We start from the raw sequence: 13,942 nt of genomic DNA on the forward strand, positions 1-13,942 counted from the left end.
CAGCAAAAATGTCATTAGCTTATGGTGCATCTAGCTGCTAACTTTAGAGTCGAACTATAGATATCAAGGAAACGATATGTATCGCACGCTAACTTTATTGGGGTTGTTGTTCGTTAATAGTGCTTATGCACAGATTGCACTTGAACGCGATATTCAAGAGCACATCGTGGTTGCGAACAAAGTATCTTTGCAGGTTTATCATGTTGCGGGCAATGAACCTGCCGTTGTTTTTGAAAGTGGCTCTGCAGCGCCTGCCATTTATTGGACACCAGTAATGATGGGTCTCGCGCAGCAAGTACCCAATGCATTGGTGGCCTATAACCGTGAAGGTTATGGCAAAAGCGAGCTTAGCCGCAGAGCTTATAGTATTGATACGGATAATCGTAATCTTCGTGAAGTGTTGAGAACGCTTGATATTCGGCCGCCATTTATTTATGTCGGTCATTCATACGCATACTATGTAATGCAAAACTACATCACCTATTATCCAGATCAAGTTGCAGGCTTGTTATATGTTGACCCTGTGACCGTTTACTTCATCGATAAAACCCATGCCTTAGCGCAGGATAAGCTACTAAAACCCTTGAGTACTCTGCCAGAAAATACCTTCGGTGAAGCTCTGCGCCGGGAAACTCAAGCGCTAAGTGAAACCGTTGCGAGTGTTCGGGCGCATCAAGCACCTGATCATATACCGTGTCGTGTTATCGTTGCCCAAAGACCATTTGATCCAACTCAGCGCGATGTTAAAGCATGGCGAGAAGGACAAGAAGCGTTGGCATCACATTGTGATTCTGAGCTAATTATAGCCAAGGGGAGTGACCACACGGTACCTATGAATGCCCCGCAAGTGGTTGTCGAGCAAGTGGTGCAATTAATTCGGGAATTAGAGTCAAAAAAGCCTCTCTAGCTTTATGAATATTTTATTGCAATCTCTATTATTTACACAGGGTTAGGGGAATAATGTGTTTAAAAAATAGGGTGTTGAAAAAGCCGTGAAAAAAATATTGATATTTGTCATTAGCAAGTCATATTGATGATTAAAAATACATTGACTTAGGGCGGAATCCCTATATGATGTTCATAGACAGAATTTGAGTCAGTGTTTTAAAATCTCCATTACGTTGTTGTATAAGTGTTTGCTTGTAGTAGTACCGTCCTGAAGTTTTATCCACTCTACAAATTTAGGTCTATGCGCCCACATGGGCATAGCTCATCAATGCGCAGCATTGGTTTTTGTTTTTATATCAGGATTAGTATTATGTCTAACACTCTTACAGGTACCGTTAAGTGGTTTAACGAGTCTAAAGGTTTTGGTTTCATCGCTCAAGAAAATGGCCCTGACGTGTTCGCACACTTCAGCGCAATCAAAGGTGACGGTTTCCGTACACTTGCTGAAGGCGAGAGAGTTGAATTCACAGTAACTGATGGCCAAAAAGGTCCTCAAGCTGAGAACATCGTTAAGCTTTAATCGCTTAATAGATGAAGAAAAAGCAAGCTAAGGCTTGCTTTTTTGTGTCTGTAATTTAATGGATATCAACTTATACTCATCCGCTTAATGAAGTGATCTATTTTGAGACGGGAAAATCTTGTCGATAATACCGCTACCATATTCTGCTACTGCCAAGGTATCCACGGTCATGTAGGCGATGCAAAAGTTTTGCTACTTATGCTCTAAATGAGAAATTTCTAATTCAGTTAGCATCAGATTTGCTCCCTCAAATTGGTATGTTATTTCTGTGTGTCTTGGCGAGATTTTCAAGCGTAGTGATCGCCGAAGCATAAATCTCTCGTGAGGTTTTATTGAGCCCGCCGCTAGCTGCTGAAATTTCAAATGTACGCTTCATATCTCCAAGTAAATCAGTCTTTTCATGTGGGTTTTCAGTCATTGATATCGGCGCGCCGATAGCCATCATCTGACCTGAACCAATAAACCCACCTTCGAATAGTTCTCGGGACATAGTTCGTGCTTCTGCCGCTGAAATATTGTGAACGTTGTATTTAGAGGCAATAGTTTGCCAATTATGTTTGGCATTGTTTGCGGTTTGGCTAATGGAGACTTGAGTGTCTTTCTGTACTGCTTCAGCCTCTTTTGGTTGATTCTGGCTCTGGCTGCTATAAATTGTTGGTGAGCCAAACCCTTGAGTTTGACTAACAAGCATAGGTAATCCTTTATATGATGAAATATAGATTAATAACTAAGCAATTGTCGTGCCGCAACATTTTGGGTAGCTATTCTTAATTCAATAGCGATTTAAAGAAGAATATAGAGGAGGCTCTACTCACTTTTACAGTATCATATGCCGATGATACACAGCCTTAAAAGTGATACGGTTAATTATGTCTTTACCACCTTGCCCCAAGTGCAATTCTGAATATGTTTATCAAGATCAAAGTCAGCTAATATGCCCTGAATGTGCTTACGAATGGGATCCAAACGCGACTGCTACCGAGGACGACATTCAAGTAAAAGATGCCAATGGCACACTATTAGTGGATGGCGATAAAGTCACTGTGATTAAAGATCTTAAGATTAAAGGCAGCTCACAAGTCATTAAGATTGGCACCAAGGCTTTGGTAAGGCGTGTGCTGGATAAAAAAGACCACGAACTTGACTGCAAGGTTGATGGCGTAGGTGAAATGATGGTTACGGCGAAATTTGTGAAAAAAGCAAATACTTAAGTGGATAAGTGATTGAAGGTTATGAAGTTTTAAAGTTGCTCCAGTGGGCTGAGGGTGGTGCCAAATCTTGTGCCAATAACATGAGTATATCTTTCAGTTGTACGAATATCAGTGTGGCCCAAAAGCTCCTGAACAGTTCTGATATCGGTTCCGTTGATTAATAGTTGTGTTGCAAACGTGTGTCGGAAAGTATGAGCTTTAACTTGTTTTGGGATATTGCATTGCTTAACGGCGCTCCTTAGCTGTTTTCTAAAAGCGGTTTCGTGTATGTGATGCCGGCAAATATAGCCATCATGGGGGTGCTGACAGCGAGTAGTGGAAGGAAAAAGGTACTGCCATGAAAGATCTTTAGCTGCATTTTTATATTTTTTGATAAGAGATACAGGCAAAGATGTAAAACCAAAGCCCGCTTTTATATCTTGCTGATGTACCATGGTTGCATATTCGATTTGCGCCGTTAATTGCGAATGCAATGACTTGGGCAGCAGCGTATATCGGTCTTTTTTGCCCTTTCCTCTAAATACAAATAGAGTGCTATTAGTAAAGTTGATATCTTTTATTCTCAGGTGTAAGGCTTCGTTTATTCTGAGCCCACAACCATAAAGAAGAGATGCGACTAATTGATACTTGCCATGTAGCTTAGAGATAATCATCATTGCCTCTTCATGAGTTAGTACACATGGGATTGCTTGCTCTTTTTTAGTTAGCGTGTATTTTAACCCTTGAATTTCCCGCTGTATCACATAGCGATATAAAAAATAAGGGCACACAACGCTTGGTTTTGCGTTGCGCTACTAACTTGCTTGTTGACCGCAAGGTGGTTTAAAAAACGCTCAACTTCTTGATTGCCCATTTGCTCAGGGTGCTTTTTATCATTAAACAAAATGTAGGACTTAATCCAAAATAGGTAGGACTTCTCTGTTCTGATGCTATAGCGTTTTGTTCTAAGCTCTAGCCTAACAGACTCTAAAAATGGTGATCTAGGCATTTTGAATCCTTTGTTCACTGTTTATTTATACAGTTATAAGTGACAGGTAACAAAATTGCAAGGTAAGCTGCCTAATGTTTTAAGAAAAGATCAATAACGAGAAATAAAAAGGCTCGGATATCTCGTAAGTGCCATTTAAAACTGAGTATTTTTAATATGTTAGCTATTTGCAACTTGTTCTTAGCGAGCCAATTTGTGGCTCGGATAAGTCCCAACTCGTTTTTTCAGGTAATTTGCATGTTGAAATGACAAAGTTTGGCTGGTAACTTACTAAAAATATTAAATAAAGTTAGCTTGAATGTTGTATTCATTTCTCTTGTGGATAAGTGAGATATTCAGGAATTCATGCTAATAAGCTGTTATATTTTACGGAGAGTCTGAGTCAATAAAATGTTTGGAGCAGTAATTAAATACCTATATAGCCAAACTAGACAAGAGTTACATTCCGCTTTAACTGTTCTTGTTTTTGCAGCAGCTTACGGAATTGGATTCTTATTCCTATGGCTAATATTCCCACTTTTTGGTTGGCAATTTAATGTTAACTTTGAACTAAGCGGTTATTTTATAGGTTGTATTGGTTCTGGAGAGTTGGCTCGTGGAATTGCTAAGTTAACATTGCCTATTAAACACTCAAAAGGTTCGCATGTAACGAATGCTATTGCAGGAGCTACTACAGTTGGCTTATTTTGGCTTTGTGTAACTTTGAAGTGGAATAATGAATTATGGACAGTACCAATTGCGTTCATTGTCGGTGGCTTTTTCTATATTTCTTTAGAGTTTGCGCAGCGGTTTGATAATTGGTGTAATAGTAAAATATAACAAACCAATAATGGTAAGGACGCAAAAAGCATGGCTGCGCTCGTACCTCGCTAATTATAGCCATGCATTTTGCGCCCCATATCGGGGCGTTAGTGGTATTTCATGGCTCAGGTTGATTTCTTTGCATCCGATGATGATTTCAGCAATTTTGTAGATTGGTTGCTAACCGAAACTGATTTTAAAATTTTTGAAGCTTATTCACGCATAGATCACGATATTAGACAAATAGTGGCTACTAAAGACTTAGTGGATTTAGCTAATGAAAGAAAAAACTCATCTTTCCTATTACGCTTTTGGTCACCGAGTGTGACTAACGAGCCTGTGTTTAAGAGTATTAAACTAAACCCAAATATCGGTAAATTCCGAACAAGTTTGGAAGGCGCTGGAGTTATACAGTTAGAGCATGGTCGGGTTGAAAACAATCGTATTTTCAATTCTACTTTAAGCCACTGGAATGAAGCAGGTGCAAAGGCGAAATGCATGTACCCAACCGATGAAGTTGATTGGAAAAAATTAAGATCTATATCTGGTCAGTTAAATCGTCATATTAAAAATAAGTTGGCTCATGCAAAGGTGGGGAGCGCTCCTGTCTTAAAAGGGGCTATAAAACAAATTGATAGTGGTTTATCACTTTGGTACTGCGGTAAAGAAATAACAAAAGCAGATTTAGCTCTTGGGGCATAATACCACTAACAAACGCTTTAACCATAAAGGACGCAAAACAGCAGGCTTGCGCTCCTTCGTCGCTAATTTTAGCCTGCTATTTTGCGCCGGTTAAGCGAGGCGTTAGTTGCTCAAGGAAGCTATGACTCAATTTGAAACTATCCTGTTAGGTGTAGCAGCAGGCATTTTAACAACCATGACAATTTTTATTGCAAAAGGTATCTGGTTAAAGATTATTCTTCCTAGTTATCAGAGTGCTCGTTATCAAGGGGCGGATATTTCTGGTTCTTGGGAAAAAGATTATGAAAATAAGCAAAAGGGAACGTTATCTAGTTTTTCATTTGTTATAAAACAAAATGCACATGATGTTAGTGGCTCTTTATATTTTGTTCATAAGTCACCTGAGAAAAATTTTAGTGTAGATTACGAGCTGATAGGAGAATATTGGGAAGGGTACTTAACATTGAGTTGTAGAAGTAAAGATCGGAGAGTGTTCTCTCAGGGAGCTATATTTTTAAAATTAACCAATAATGGTAAAGCTTTTAACGGTTATTTTAGTTTTAGAAATTCAAGTGATGACATTGTTTCAAGTAATAAACTTGAGTTAAAACGCAACTAACAAACAATTAAACAGGGATAAAAAACTTGCGGGATATTCGCTTCGCTCAATTTTAGCCCACAATTTTTTACCCGTTAATCGGGCGTTAAGTTTCTACAGAGAGCTCGGAACCTCATGGGTATTAGTTTAAAAACACAGAAAATGTTATGGGGGCGGGCTGCTAGTCGGTGTGCTTTTCCAGATTGTCGTAAAGAGCTCGTCTTTGACTCAACTCAGACAGATGATGAGTCTATAGTTGGGGAGGCTTGTCATATAGTTGCAAAAAGTGCTGATGGTCCAAGAGGTGAATCTCCTTTAACTTCCGAGCAAAGAGACAAATACAATAATTTATTATTGCTTTGCAATATTCATCACAAAGTTATCGATGATCAATATCTTCATTACACCATCGATCTTTTGCATGAAATAAAGCAGTCGCATGAGGTTTGGGTTAGTTCTCAGCTGCAAGGTTTTGATGCACATAAACAAAGGGATGATGAGATTTATGCTTCATATTTAGAGGAGTTTGAACAACAAATAGATATTGAAAACTGGAATGCTTGGACTAGCTGGTTATTTGGTGGCGGTCAACCACAGCTTTCCAAGGAAATGCGTTCTAAGCTGGAAGGCCTGAGAAGTTGGCTTTTTAGTAGAGTATGGCCGAATCGATACCAGAATTTAGAAATTGCATTCGAGAACTTTCGGAGAGTTCTGCAAGACCTTCTAAATACTTTTGATCAGCATTCAGTAGAGTGTGGGCCGCACGATCTGGTAACAGAGAAATTTTATAAAATTGATAGGTGGGATCCAGACGCATACGATCGTTTGGCTAAAGATTACGATTACCACTGTTATTTAGTTGAAGACTTGGCCTTGGAGCTAAATCGTGCGGCAAATTATATATTTGATTCAGTAAGGCAAAGTATCCAGTATGGGTACAGACTAGATGTTGGCGTTCTATACGTAACATCTGGGCCTCATATGGATCTAACTTTCAAACACTACCGAGCTCAATATTTGCCTGAACAAAAGCAAAACATACCTTACCCAGGGTTGAAAGCTTTTGCTGAGACAGTGCGTTTTGAAAGAGACTTTTGGTTTGGTGATAAAACTTAACAAGTAAAGGCAGTGGACGCATAAATGCGCCGCTGCTTTAGGCGTTAGGTATACAGTGAAGAAGTTCCTGCTCATTCGAAATGTTTTATTATCAGTTTTCTCTATTTTGGGAGGAGCTTACTTTTTAGTAAGTTATTTAATCGACCCATTGAATGGTTTTCCTGATAAAAATCAATTAACCGAAGTTACTGGCCATGTTGAGTGGATTGAACCACATAAATATGGGGTGAGGTTTAAATTTGAAAGCCAAAATGCTAAATACAATTATCCTTCAAAAACTAATGCAATGGGACTAGTTCAAAACTCATTAGAAAACGCGAATGGTCTTGTTGTAGCAATTTTAACTAGATTGGATGAAACTAATACCAATCATATAACGGGTAAAAAATATCACACAGTTTATGCATTATCAGTCGGAGGAAAAAATATCCGCACATATGAAGAAATGGCAGATGCATGGGCTAGTGACAATAAAGTTGGCTTATTTTTGGGGCCGTTCTTAATTTTTGCTGGTTTTTATATTGCTATTAAGGCGAAGCGTGGCGAGTATACCTAACAAGTTGCTGAAATTCGTTCGTAAACTCACTGGGACAATAACCAGTCGGCTTGGCGCTTCGCGCAAGTATAGCCAACTGGTAATTGCCCCTTAGCAAAGCGTTATGTATTTTGAGGGATAATTGTATGTTGCTGTTTTCAAAAGGAGATTGCCTTGATCTTAAAATCGCTGAACTGAGCGACTTATTAGCTTTACTCGATTCACGATTAGAACAGTTAATGGAACAAGCGGAATCAAGTATAAATGCTGACAGTTTGGGTATTTTTGACAGAGCAGAATACTTTATAGGTGTTGGTTTTGTTGCTATGCAGCAATACATAAGTGATACCATGTATAAAAGTGAAGTTAGCAAGCAAGACGCATTAAACCTTGGAACGGTAACATCACTAGGATCTACTCATATCTCAGTTATCAATTCTGCTGCAAATTGGTGGAAACATGAGTCAGAGTGGGACTGGTATAGTGAAAGCGGAATTAGCAATAAAACCTACCTTAGTATTTCCAATGTTGTAGACCCAGAAAACTACCCACTATCTAATGTGTTGGCTTTTCTTATAGGTGAACGAAAATTCTGCTTATTGTCTGCAATTCCATTACTTGAACAATGGCGCGATCAATTTTCTGCGCTATCTCAGGAACATACATAACAAATTGTTCAAGAGTGATTCGGCACGCCTGGCATTTTTACTATGCGTTGATTTTAGTGGTAAAGGTGGTATGCGGAAGCTTCGGTATTGCGTGCCTCACACCTTAACAAGGCGTTATGGCACAGGGCAAAATTCAGCTAAGGGAATTAGATGAGTAATAAAGTGAAAGTAGCCTTGAAATGGCTCAAAGAACTCTTGGATTCTGAGGGTGTTGAGTATCAAATTGTCGGTGGGCTAGCTGCAACGATTCATGGTGGCAGTCGTGAAATCGCTGATATAGACCTTTATATCCACAACTCCGACGCAAATAAGGTCTTAGCTCGCGTATCGCAGTTCATATCTAAACCGTTAAGTCATTATGCAGAGTACGGTTGGGATCTAGAGTATTTCCAGTTGGTTTACCAAAATCAGAAAATTGAAATCGGTTTATCTCAAAATACGAAGATACAGTCGGCTCTAGATGGCTCTTGGCATGAGCTTGAAATCCACTTTTCAGAGTCAGTGGTAAAATACTATCAAGACATCGAACTGCCAGTTATTCCAGTACATCATCTCGTAGAGTATAAGCGAATATTGGGTAGGGAAGTTGACCTAATTGACATACAAGAACTAGCTTTGAGTTCAGCGCCATAACAATAAACCAAAGACACCCACTGTTGTGGTTCAATAAATCCGGACACTACTTTAGGTGGTATCATTACCACCTTACACTACTGCGTCAAATACGGCTGTCAAATTTGATCAATATCTAAAAATCAAATCTGACAGATTAACAGTAAGCCTTGTCTAAACTAGGCTTATATTTTTTAGACTAGATTTCTGCGGCAACCACCGAAATCTCAACAAGCAATGCATCACGGGCCATGCTCGCTTCTACGCAAGCGCGAGCTGGTGCATAACCTTCAGACACCCATGCATCCCATACCTCGTTCATTTCTGCAAAATATTTCATGTCTTTAATATAAATTGTCGCAGAAAGAATGTGTTTGCGGTCGCTGCCTGCTTGAATAAGTAGCTCATCAACTTTCTCAAGCATGGTTTCAGTTTGTTCCTTAATTCCTTGTTCTGCGTCTTTACACACTTGGCCACATAAATAAACAGTACCATTGTGTTTTACAATACGGCTCATTCGTTGTTTGGTGTCAATTCGTTCAATCACTGTTTTTCCTTTCTAATCGTTACTGTAATCGGCAGGTTTAGGCTGAAATGTTATCTCTTTTTTATAAGATGAGCTACTTGCTTGGTATTGGTTTTGTGAAAAGCATCGATGGTTAATTGCTACCTACACAAACCAAGATACGTGAGAGTATTTTGAACTAAAGCAATTGGGTTTAGCTACAGCTCTAAAACGCGTCGGTAAGCTTCTGTTTTACTTATCTTAGTAAATGCACTACGTAGTCTCTCAACGATCGCTAACGGAAGCTGGTTGTTCGTTGCAAGGTAACCTTTTACCGAGAGTGCTTCCACATCGTATAAAAAGGTAAAGTGGTCGGCTGGAAGGTTAAGCTCCGAGGCCATGGTTTTGATATAACGCGGGTCATCAATCACTAAATCAACACGGTTTGTGACGAGTAATTCATATGACTTTTCGATGTCGCTGGTTTGAACAAAGTTAAACCCGAGTGCTTTAAGTGTGCCTTCTGCGATATCACCACGCTGAACCGCTATTTTGTATTGCCTGGCATCCTCAAGTGATTGAATTTTTATGTCCTCGCGATAGCGATTGGTAACAAAACCTAAATGAAATACAGCAACAGGACCAATCCAATGAAAGCTGTCTTCTCTCGCGGGGGTCTTTGCGATGCTATAAATTAAGGTATGTTTGTCATGCTGCGCTAATTTAAAAGCTCTAGCCCAAGGGTAAATAGAAAACTGTCCCTCGAGTTCCGCTGCTTTTAAAATCGCTTTGACCAGATCGGTACTTGAACCTGCAACTTGGTGGTTTTCTATGGTTTGATTGGGTGGAGAAAGTTCCGTAACAACCTGCAATTTAGCCCATAAGGGCAACGGGCTATTCAGCAAAATAAAAAGTAGTAGACGTCCAACAACAGCATTCGTCATTACCAAACAACTCCACACGTTAACGCGTTAATCTATATTTAGCATAGATGGATTTTATTTTTCCGTCATTAACCATTCGTCGCAAGGCGATATTTATTTCCGTTTGTAGCTCAGTTAGATGAGGCTGCAAGCGCATATGTACGGGTAATCGGCTTATTTCATAGCAAGACTGAAATTTGCGATACTTTGGTTGTTGTGAAATATAGTAGTCTGCTGTCACCGAACCAATCATGATGTAGTCTAAACGCTCATGTTCAAGCTGTGCGAGCAGTTCTTTCTCCGATACATTTTCATAAACTATGATCTTGTCTTCGCCCAAGTGCGCTTCAAAATTATCGTAACGATATCCTCTTACTTTGCCGACCAATGCGCCGTAAAACTGCTCAGGCCTATGCTTGCCTACACAGCGAGATTGATACCCAAGCAGTACTTCGGTTGAGAAGGCATAGTCGATGCTGTAAATCCCCGGAACGTCTGCTTCGGCCCGCCACACTTTATTGATCCCAGGTTCAATATCTATTTTACCTTGGTCGAAATAGCGCTGTCCTCTGGCGACAGAGAGCGGCATAAACTCAAATTGGTGTGAAGTCAGTTTTGCCAACTCTTGAAAAATGTCGACAAAAATACCTTTGGGTTTTCCCTGTTCTTCAAAATAGTAAGGAGGATTAGCACCGTGATAGACCAGTACGGTATAGGTGTTCGCCTGCGCTAAGCCGGTTATTAGCAACAGGGTAAGCATTACTATTTGAAAACACCGCATCGCAATCTTCAGGCTAAAGTAAAGGTATCTTCATAATATGCATGATTTTTAAGCGATGCAATTAATCCTTTCCTGATACCGTATCGAGATAAATACATGAGAGTGATTATTTGTCACAAGCTATAAATATGGTGAATATTGCTTATATTGAAAATTGTCGACAATTTGCGGCGAGGCTGGTTGACGTGCGCGTCAACCAGCACTATATTGTCTACAACTTAAATTACTAAGACTGGCTAACTAATGATGAGCTTTTTTGACGAGCAAGCGGTTACTTCTTCTGATAAAGCATTCTTTCGTATGCGAAAGGAAATTGTAGAAGGTGAAATAGCGGCAGGTTCTAAGCTCAGCGAAATGGAATTGTCGACAAAGTATGAAGTCAGCAGAGCGGTTGTTCGCGAGGCAATTAATCGCTTGGAGTCATGTCACCTAGTTGAACGTAAAGCCAATGTAGGGGCGCGCGTTGTTACTCTCACACCGGAAGGGCTGATGGAGCTTTATCAGATCCGTGAAGCACTAGAAGGGATGGCGGCAAGGCTTGCAGCGCAGCACATGACTGACACTGAAATTCAAGACTTAGAAGGTTTGTTGTCGAGTCAATTCGATGAAGTCAAAAACCAACATTCTTATTATCAAGAAGCGGGCGATCTCGATTTTCATTACCGCATTATTCTTGGCAGTAAAAATGCGAGTCTTATCTCTATGCTAGTCAATGGACTGTACCACTTGGTACGTATGTATCGTGTGCAGTTAGGGATGGCCGGTCCCCGCGTCACCACGGCATTTGACGAGCATAAACATATCGTTCGTGCGATCAGTAACCGCGATCCTGAACTGGCAGAAATACTGATGCGTCGACATATTCAATATTCTAAAAATAATATCGCAACCAAGTTAGCAAGCAATCAATCACACTTTTAAGAGAGAGCATCATCATGAGCGCAGGAAAAAAATTTCGTGAAGCATTAAAAGCCAATAAACCGCTTCAAATCGTCGGCACTATCAACGCATATAGCGCTATGATGGCAAAGAAAATCGGTCATCAAGCTATCTATCTTTCTGGTGGTGGCGTTGCTAATGCATCTTATGGTTTACCTGACTTAGGAATGACATCTCTAAATGATGTAATTGCAGATGTAAGTCGCATTACCTCGGCTTGTGATCTACCTTTAATGGTCGACATTGATACTGGATGGGGCGGCGCTTTCAATATCGCAAAAACCATCCGAGATATGGAAAAAGCAGGTGCCGCTGCGGTACATATGGAAGATCAAGTAGCGCAAAAGCGTTGTGGTCACCGTCCAAATAAAGAAATCGTGTCGACAGAAGAAATGGTTGACCGTATTAAAGCAGCAGTTGATGCGCGCACCGATCCTGACTTTTTCATTATGGCAAGAACAGATTCGTTTGCACAAGAAGGGCTAGAAGCGGCAATTGAACGTGCAAAAGCTTATGTTGCAGCAGGCGCTGATGGCATTTTTGCAGAAGCGGTACAAACTGAAGAACACTATCGCGCATTCAGCGAAGCACTTGATGTGCCCATCCTAGCGAATATCACTGAGTTTGGTAAGACAGAACTTTGGAACAAAGCTGAGCTAGGTGAGTGGGGCGTAGATATGGTGCTATACCCATTGAGTGCGTTCAGAGCGATGAACAAAGCGGCGGAGCTGGTGTATCAGTCTATTTTAGAAAATGGGGACCAGAAAGCGGTACTCGATACCATGCAAACCCGAATGGATTTGTATGATTACCTTGGCTATCACGATTATGAGCAAAAGCTCGATGCATTATTCGCCGAAGGTAAAAATAAGTAAAAATTAAAGCTGTTGAGGGTTGCTCAGCAGCACAAAATATCAATACCCAGCAGGTAAAAAATTCAGGAGACAATAATATGGCTAAAGTACTAAGTGGCGCGGGCCTTCGTGGTCAAGTAGCAGGAAAAACAGCACTATCAACGGTAGGTAAGTCGGGCTCAGGTTTGACTTATCGTGGCTACGATGTAAAGGATCTAGCTGAAAATTGTCAGTTTGAAGAGGTGGCTCACCTTATCCTTAAAGGTAACTTACCAAATCAAGCTGAACTAGACGCTTATAAAAGCGAGCTAAAAGCAATGCGCGGTTTGCCGCAGGCATTAAAAGAAGTATTAGAACGTATTCCTGCTGACGCACACCCAATGGACGTATTACGTACGGGTTGTTCAATGCTTGGTAACCTTGAAGGTGAAGCAAGTTTTGATGAACAAGGTAAAGTAACCGATCGCATGCTAGCAAGTTTCCCAAGCATTATTTGTTACTGGTATCGCTTTAGCCATGATGGCGTTCGTATCGATGTAGAGACGGATGACGACTCAATCGGTGCACACTTCTTACACTTATTGCACGGCGAAAAACCAAGTGAGCTACATGAGCGTGTGATGCACGTATCACTTATCCTTTATGCAGAGCACGAGTTTAACGCGTCGACCTTTACAGCTCGTGTTTGTGCCTCAACGCTTTCTGATATGCATTCATGTATTACTGGTGCAATTGGTTCTCTACGTGGTCCACTTCACGGTGGCGCAAACGAAGCGGCAATGGAAATGATTGAGCGCTTTGAATCTGCGGATCACGCAGAGCAAGAAATGATGGGTATGCTTGAGCGTAAAGAAAAGATCATGGGCTTTGGTCACGCTATCTATTCAGAATGTGACCCTCGTAACGAAATCATCAAACGTTGGTCTGAAAAACTAGCGGCAGATGTGGGTGATACGGTACTTTACCCTGTATCTGTACGCTGTGAAGAAGTCATGTGGCGCGAGAAAAAACTATTCTGTAATGCTGATTTCTTCCATGCATCAGCTTATAACTTCATGAAGATCCCGACTAAATTGTTCACACCAATCTTTGTTATGTCACGCTTAACAGGTTGGGCTGCACACGTTATGGAGCAGCGCGCAGATAACCGTATCATTCGTCCATCGGCGGAATATACTGGCGAGGAGCTACGCCCAGTTCCAGCCATATCTGAGCGTTAATCGAACACTGTTCGAATCTATTCTGGCGGTCGCCATGGCCGC

17 protein-coding genes and 1 pseudogene are annotated in these 13,942 nt (G+C 40.7%); 13 read left to right on the plus strand and 5 right to left on the minus strand.

Annotation, left to right across the window (positions count from 1 at the left end; translation table 11 throughout):
* The first annotated feature begins 76 nt into the window (after nt 1-76).
* Both PNC201_RS21140 and PNC201_RS21145 read left to right on the plus strand, forming a co-directional pair.
* The gene (locus PNC201_RS21140; protein ID WP_102058327.1) at nt 77-907 is read left to right on the plus strand and encodes an alpha/beta fold hydrolase; all 831 of its coding nucleotides are present in this window, start codon (nt 77-79) and stop codon (nt 905-907) included.
* Nucleotides 908-1,258: 351 nt separating this feature from the next.
* The gene (locus tag PNC201_RS21145) at nt 1,259-1,468 is read left to right on the plus strand and encodes a cold-shock protein (protein ID WP_010603820.1); all 210 of its coding nucleotides are present in this window, start codon (nt 1,259-1,261) and stop codon (nt 1,466-1,468) included.
* Nucleotides 1,469-1,715: 247 nt separating this feature from the next.
* On the opposite strand, the gene PNC201_RS21150 is transcribed toward PNC201_RS21145, so the two are convergent.
* A complete protein-coding gene (locus PNC201_RS21150; protein WP_102058328.1) occupies nt 1,716-2,159 on the minus strand; it encodes a hypothetical protein in 444 nt (147 codons plus the stop codon).
* Between the two features lie 178 nt (nt 2,160-2,337).
* On the opposite strand from PNC201_RS21150, the gene PNC201_RS21155 reads away from it, so the two are divergent.
* Nucleotides 2,338-2,679, plus strand: coding sequence for a zinc ribbon domain-containing protein YjdM (locus PNC201_RS21155; RefSeq protein ID WP_010603818.1), 342 nt, complete (start codon nt 2,338-2,340; stop codon nt 2,677-2,679).
* A 29-nt stretch (nt 2,680-2,708) separates the two neighbouring features.
* Here PNC201_RS21155 and PNC201_RS21160 read toward each other — a convergent pair.
* Nucleotides 2,709-3,667, minus strand: a pseudogene (locus tag PNC201_RS21160) (integron integrase).
* A gap of 390 nt (nt 3,668-4,057) precedes the next feature.
* Here PNC201_RS21160 and PNC201_RS21165 point away from each other — a divergent pair.
* From PNC201_RS21165 to PNC201_RS21200, 7 genes are all read left to right on the plus strand, one after another.
* The gene (locus PNC201_RS21165; protein ID WP_102058329.1) at nt 4,058-4,486 is read left to right on the plus strand and encodes a hypothetical protein; all 429 of its coding nucleotides are present in this window, start codon (nt 4,058-4,060) and stop codon (nt 4,484-4,486) included.
* Between the two features lie 102 nt (nt 4,487-4,588).
* Entirely contained in the window at nt 4,589-5,170 is a 582-nt protein-coding gene (locus PNC201_RS21170) for a hypothetical protein (RefSeq protein WP_102058330.1), read from the plus strand.
* Between the two features lie 121 nt (nt 5,171-5,291).
* Entirely contained in the window at nt 5,292-5,768 is a 477-nt protein-coding gene (locus PNC201_RS21175; protein WP_102058331.1) for a hypothetical protein, read from the plus strand.
* A 114-nt stretch (nt 5,769-5,882) separates the two neighbouring features.
* Nucleotides 5,883-6,863, plus strand: coding sequence for an HNH endonuclease (locus tag PNC201_RS21180; protein WP_102058332.1), 981 nt, complete (start codon nt 5,883-5,885; stop codon nt 6,861-6,863).
* 55 nt (nt 6,864-6,918) lie between these two features.
* Nucleotides 6,919-7,419 (plus strand): hypothetical protein, encoded by a 501-nt coding sequence (locus tag PNC201_RS21185; protein ID WP_158299152.1) that lies wholly within the window; start codon nt 6,919-6,921, stop codon nt 7,417-7,419.
* 125 nt (nt 7,420-7,544) lie between these two features.
* Nucleotides 7,545-8,066 carry a hypothetical protein gene (locus PNC201_RS21190; protein WP_102058334.1) on the plus strand — a complete coding sequence of 174 codons (522 nt, stop codon included), beginning with the start codon at nt 7,545-7,547 and terminating at the stop codon, nt 8,064-8,066.
* 150 nt (nt 8,067-8,216) lie between these two features.
* Nucleotides 8,217-8,699, plus strand: a complete 483-nt coding sequence (locus PNC201_RS21200) for a MazG-related protein (protein WP_088532871.1) — start codon at nt 8,217-8,219, stop codon at nt 8,697-8,699.
* A gap of 178 nt (nt 8,700-8,877) precedes the next feature.
* Here PNC201_RS21200 and PNC201_RS21205 read toward each other — a convergent pair whose 3' ends face one another.
* From PNC201_RS21205 to PNC201_RS21215, 3 genes are all read right to left on the minus strand, one after another.
* Nucleotides 8,878-9,225, minus strand: coding sequence for a RidA family protein (locus tag PNC201_RS21205; protein WP_102058336.1), 348 nt, complete (start codon nt 9,223-9,225; stop codon nt 8,878-8,880).
* Nucleotides 9,226-9,401: 176 nt separating this feature from the next.
* Complete coding sequence (locus tag PNC201_RS21210) at nt 9,402-10,127, minus strand: substrate-binding periplasmic protein (protein ID WP_010603815.1); 726 nt, start codon at nt 10,125-10,127, stop codon at nt 9,402-9,404.
* Between the two features lie 19 nt (nt 10,128-10,146).
* The gene (locus tag PNC201_RS21215) at nt 10,147-10,866 is read right to left on the minus strand and encodes a substrate-binding periplasmic protein (RefSeq protein ID WP_102058337.1); all 720 of its coding nucleotides are present in this window, start codon (nt 10,864-10,866) and stop codon (nt 10,147-10,149) included.
* A gap of 267 nt (nt 10,867-11,133) precedes the next feature.
* Between PNC201_RS21215 and PNC201_RS21220 the strand changes: the two genes are divergently transcribed.
* From PNC201_RS21220 to prpC, 3 genes are all read left to right on the plus strand, one after another.
* The gene (locus PNC201_RS21220) at nt 11,134-11,808 is read left to right on the plus strand and encodes a GntR family transcriptional regulator (protein WP_176474655.1); all 675 of its coding nucleotides are present in this window, start codon (nt 11,134-11,136) and stop codon (nt 11,806-11,808) included.
* Nucleotides 11,809-11,822: 14 nt separating this feature from the next.
* On the plus strand, nt 11,823-12,701 hold the full coding sequence (gene prpB, locus PNC201_RS21225) for a methylisocitrate lyase (protein ID WP_010603812.1): 879 nt from the start codon (nt 11,823-11,825) through the stop codon (nt 12,699-12,701).
* Between the two features lie 77 nt (nt 12,702-12,778).
* Nucleotides 12,779-13,900 (plus strand): bifunctional 2-methylcitrate synthase/citrate synthase, encoded by a 1,122-nt coding sequence (prpC, locus tag PNC201_RS21230; protein WP_017217742.1) that lies wholly within the window; start codon nt 12,779-12,781, stop codon nt 13,898-13,900.
* Nucleotides 13,901-13,942 lie beyond the last annotated feature (42 nt).

This window comes from Pseudoalteromonas sp. NC201 (assembly GCF_002850255.1).
GTDB lineage: Bacteria > Pseudomonadota > Gammaproteobacteria > Enterobacterales > Alteromonadaceae > Pseudoalteromonas.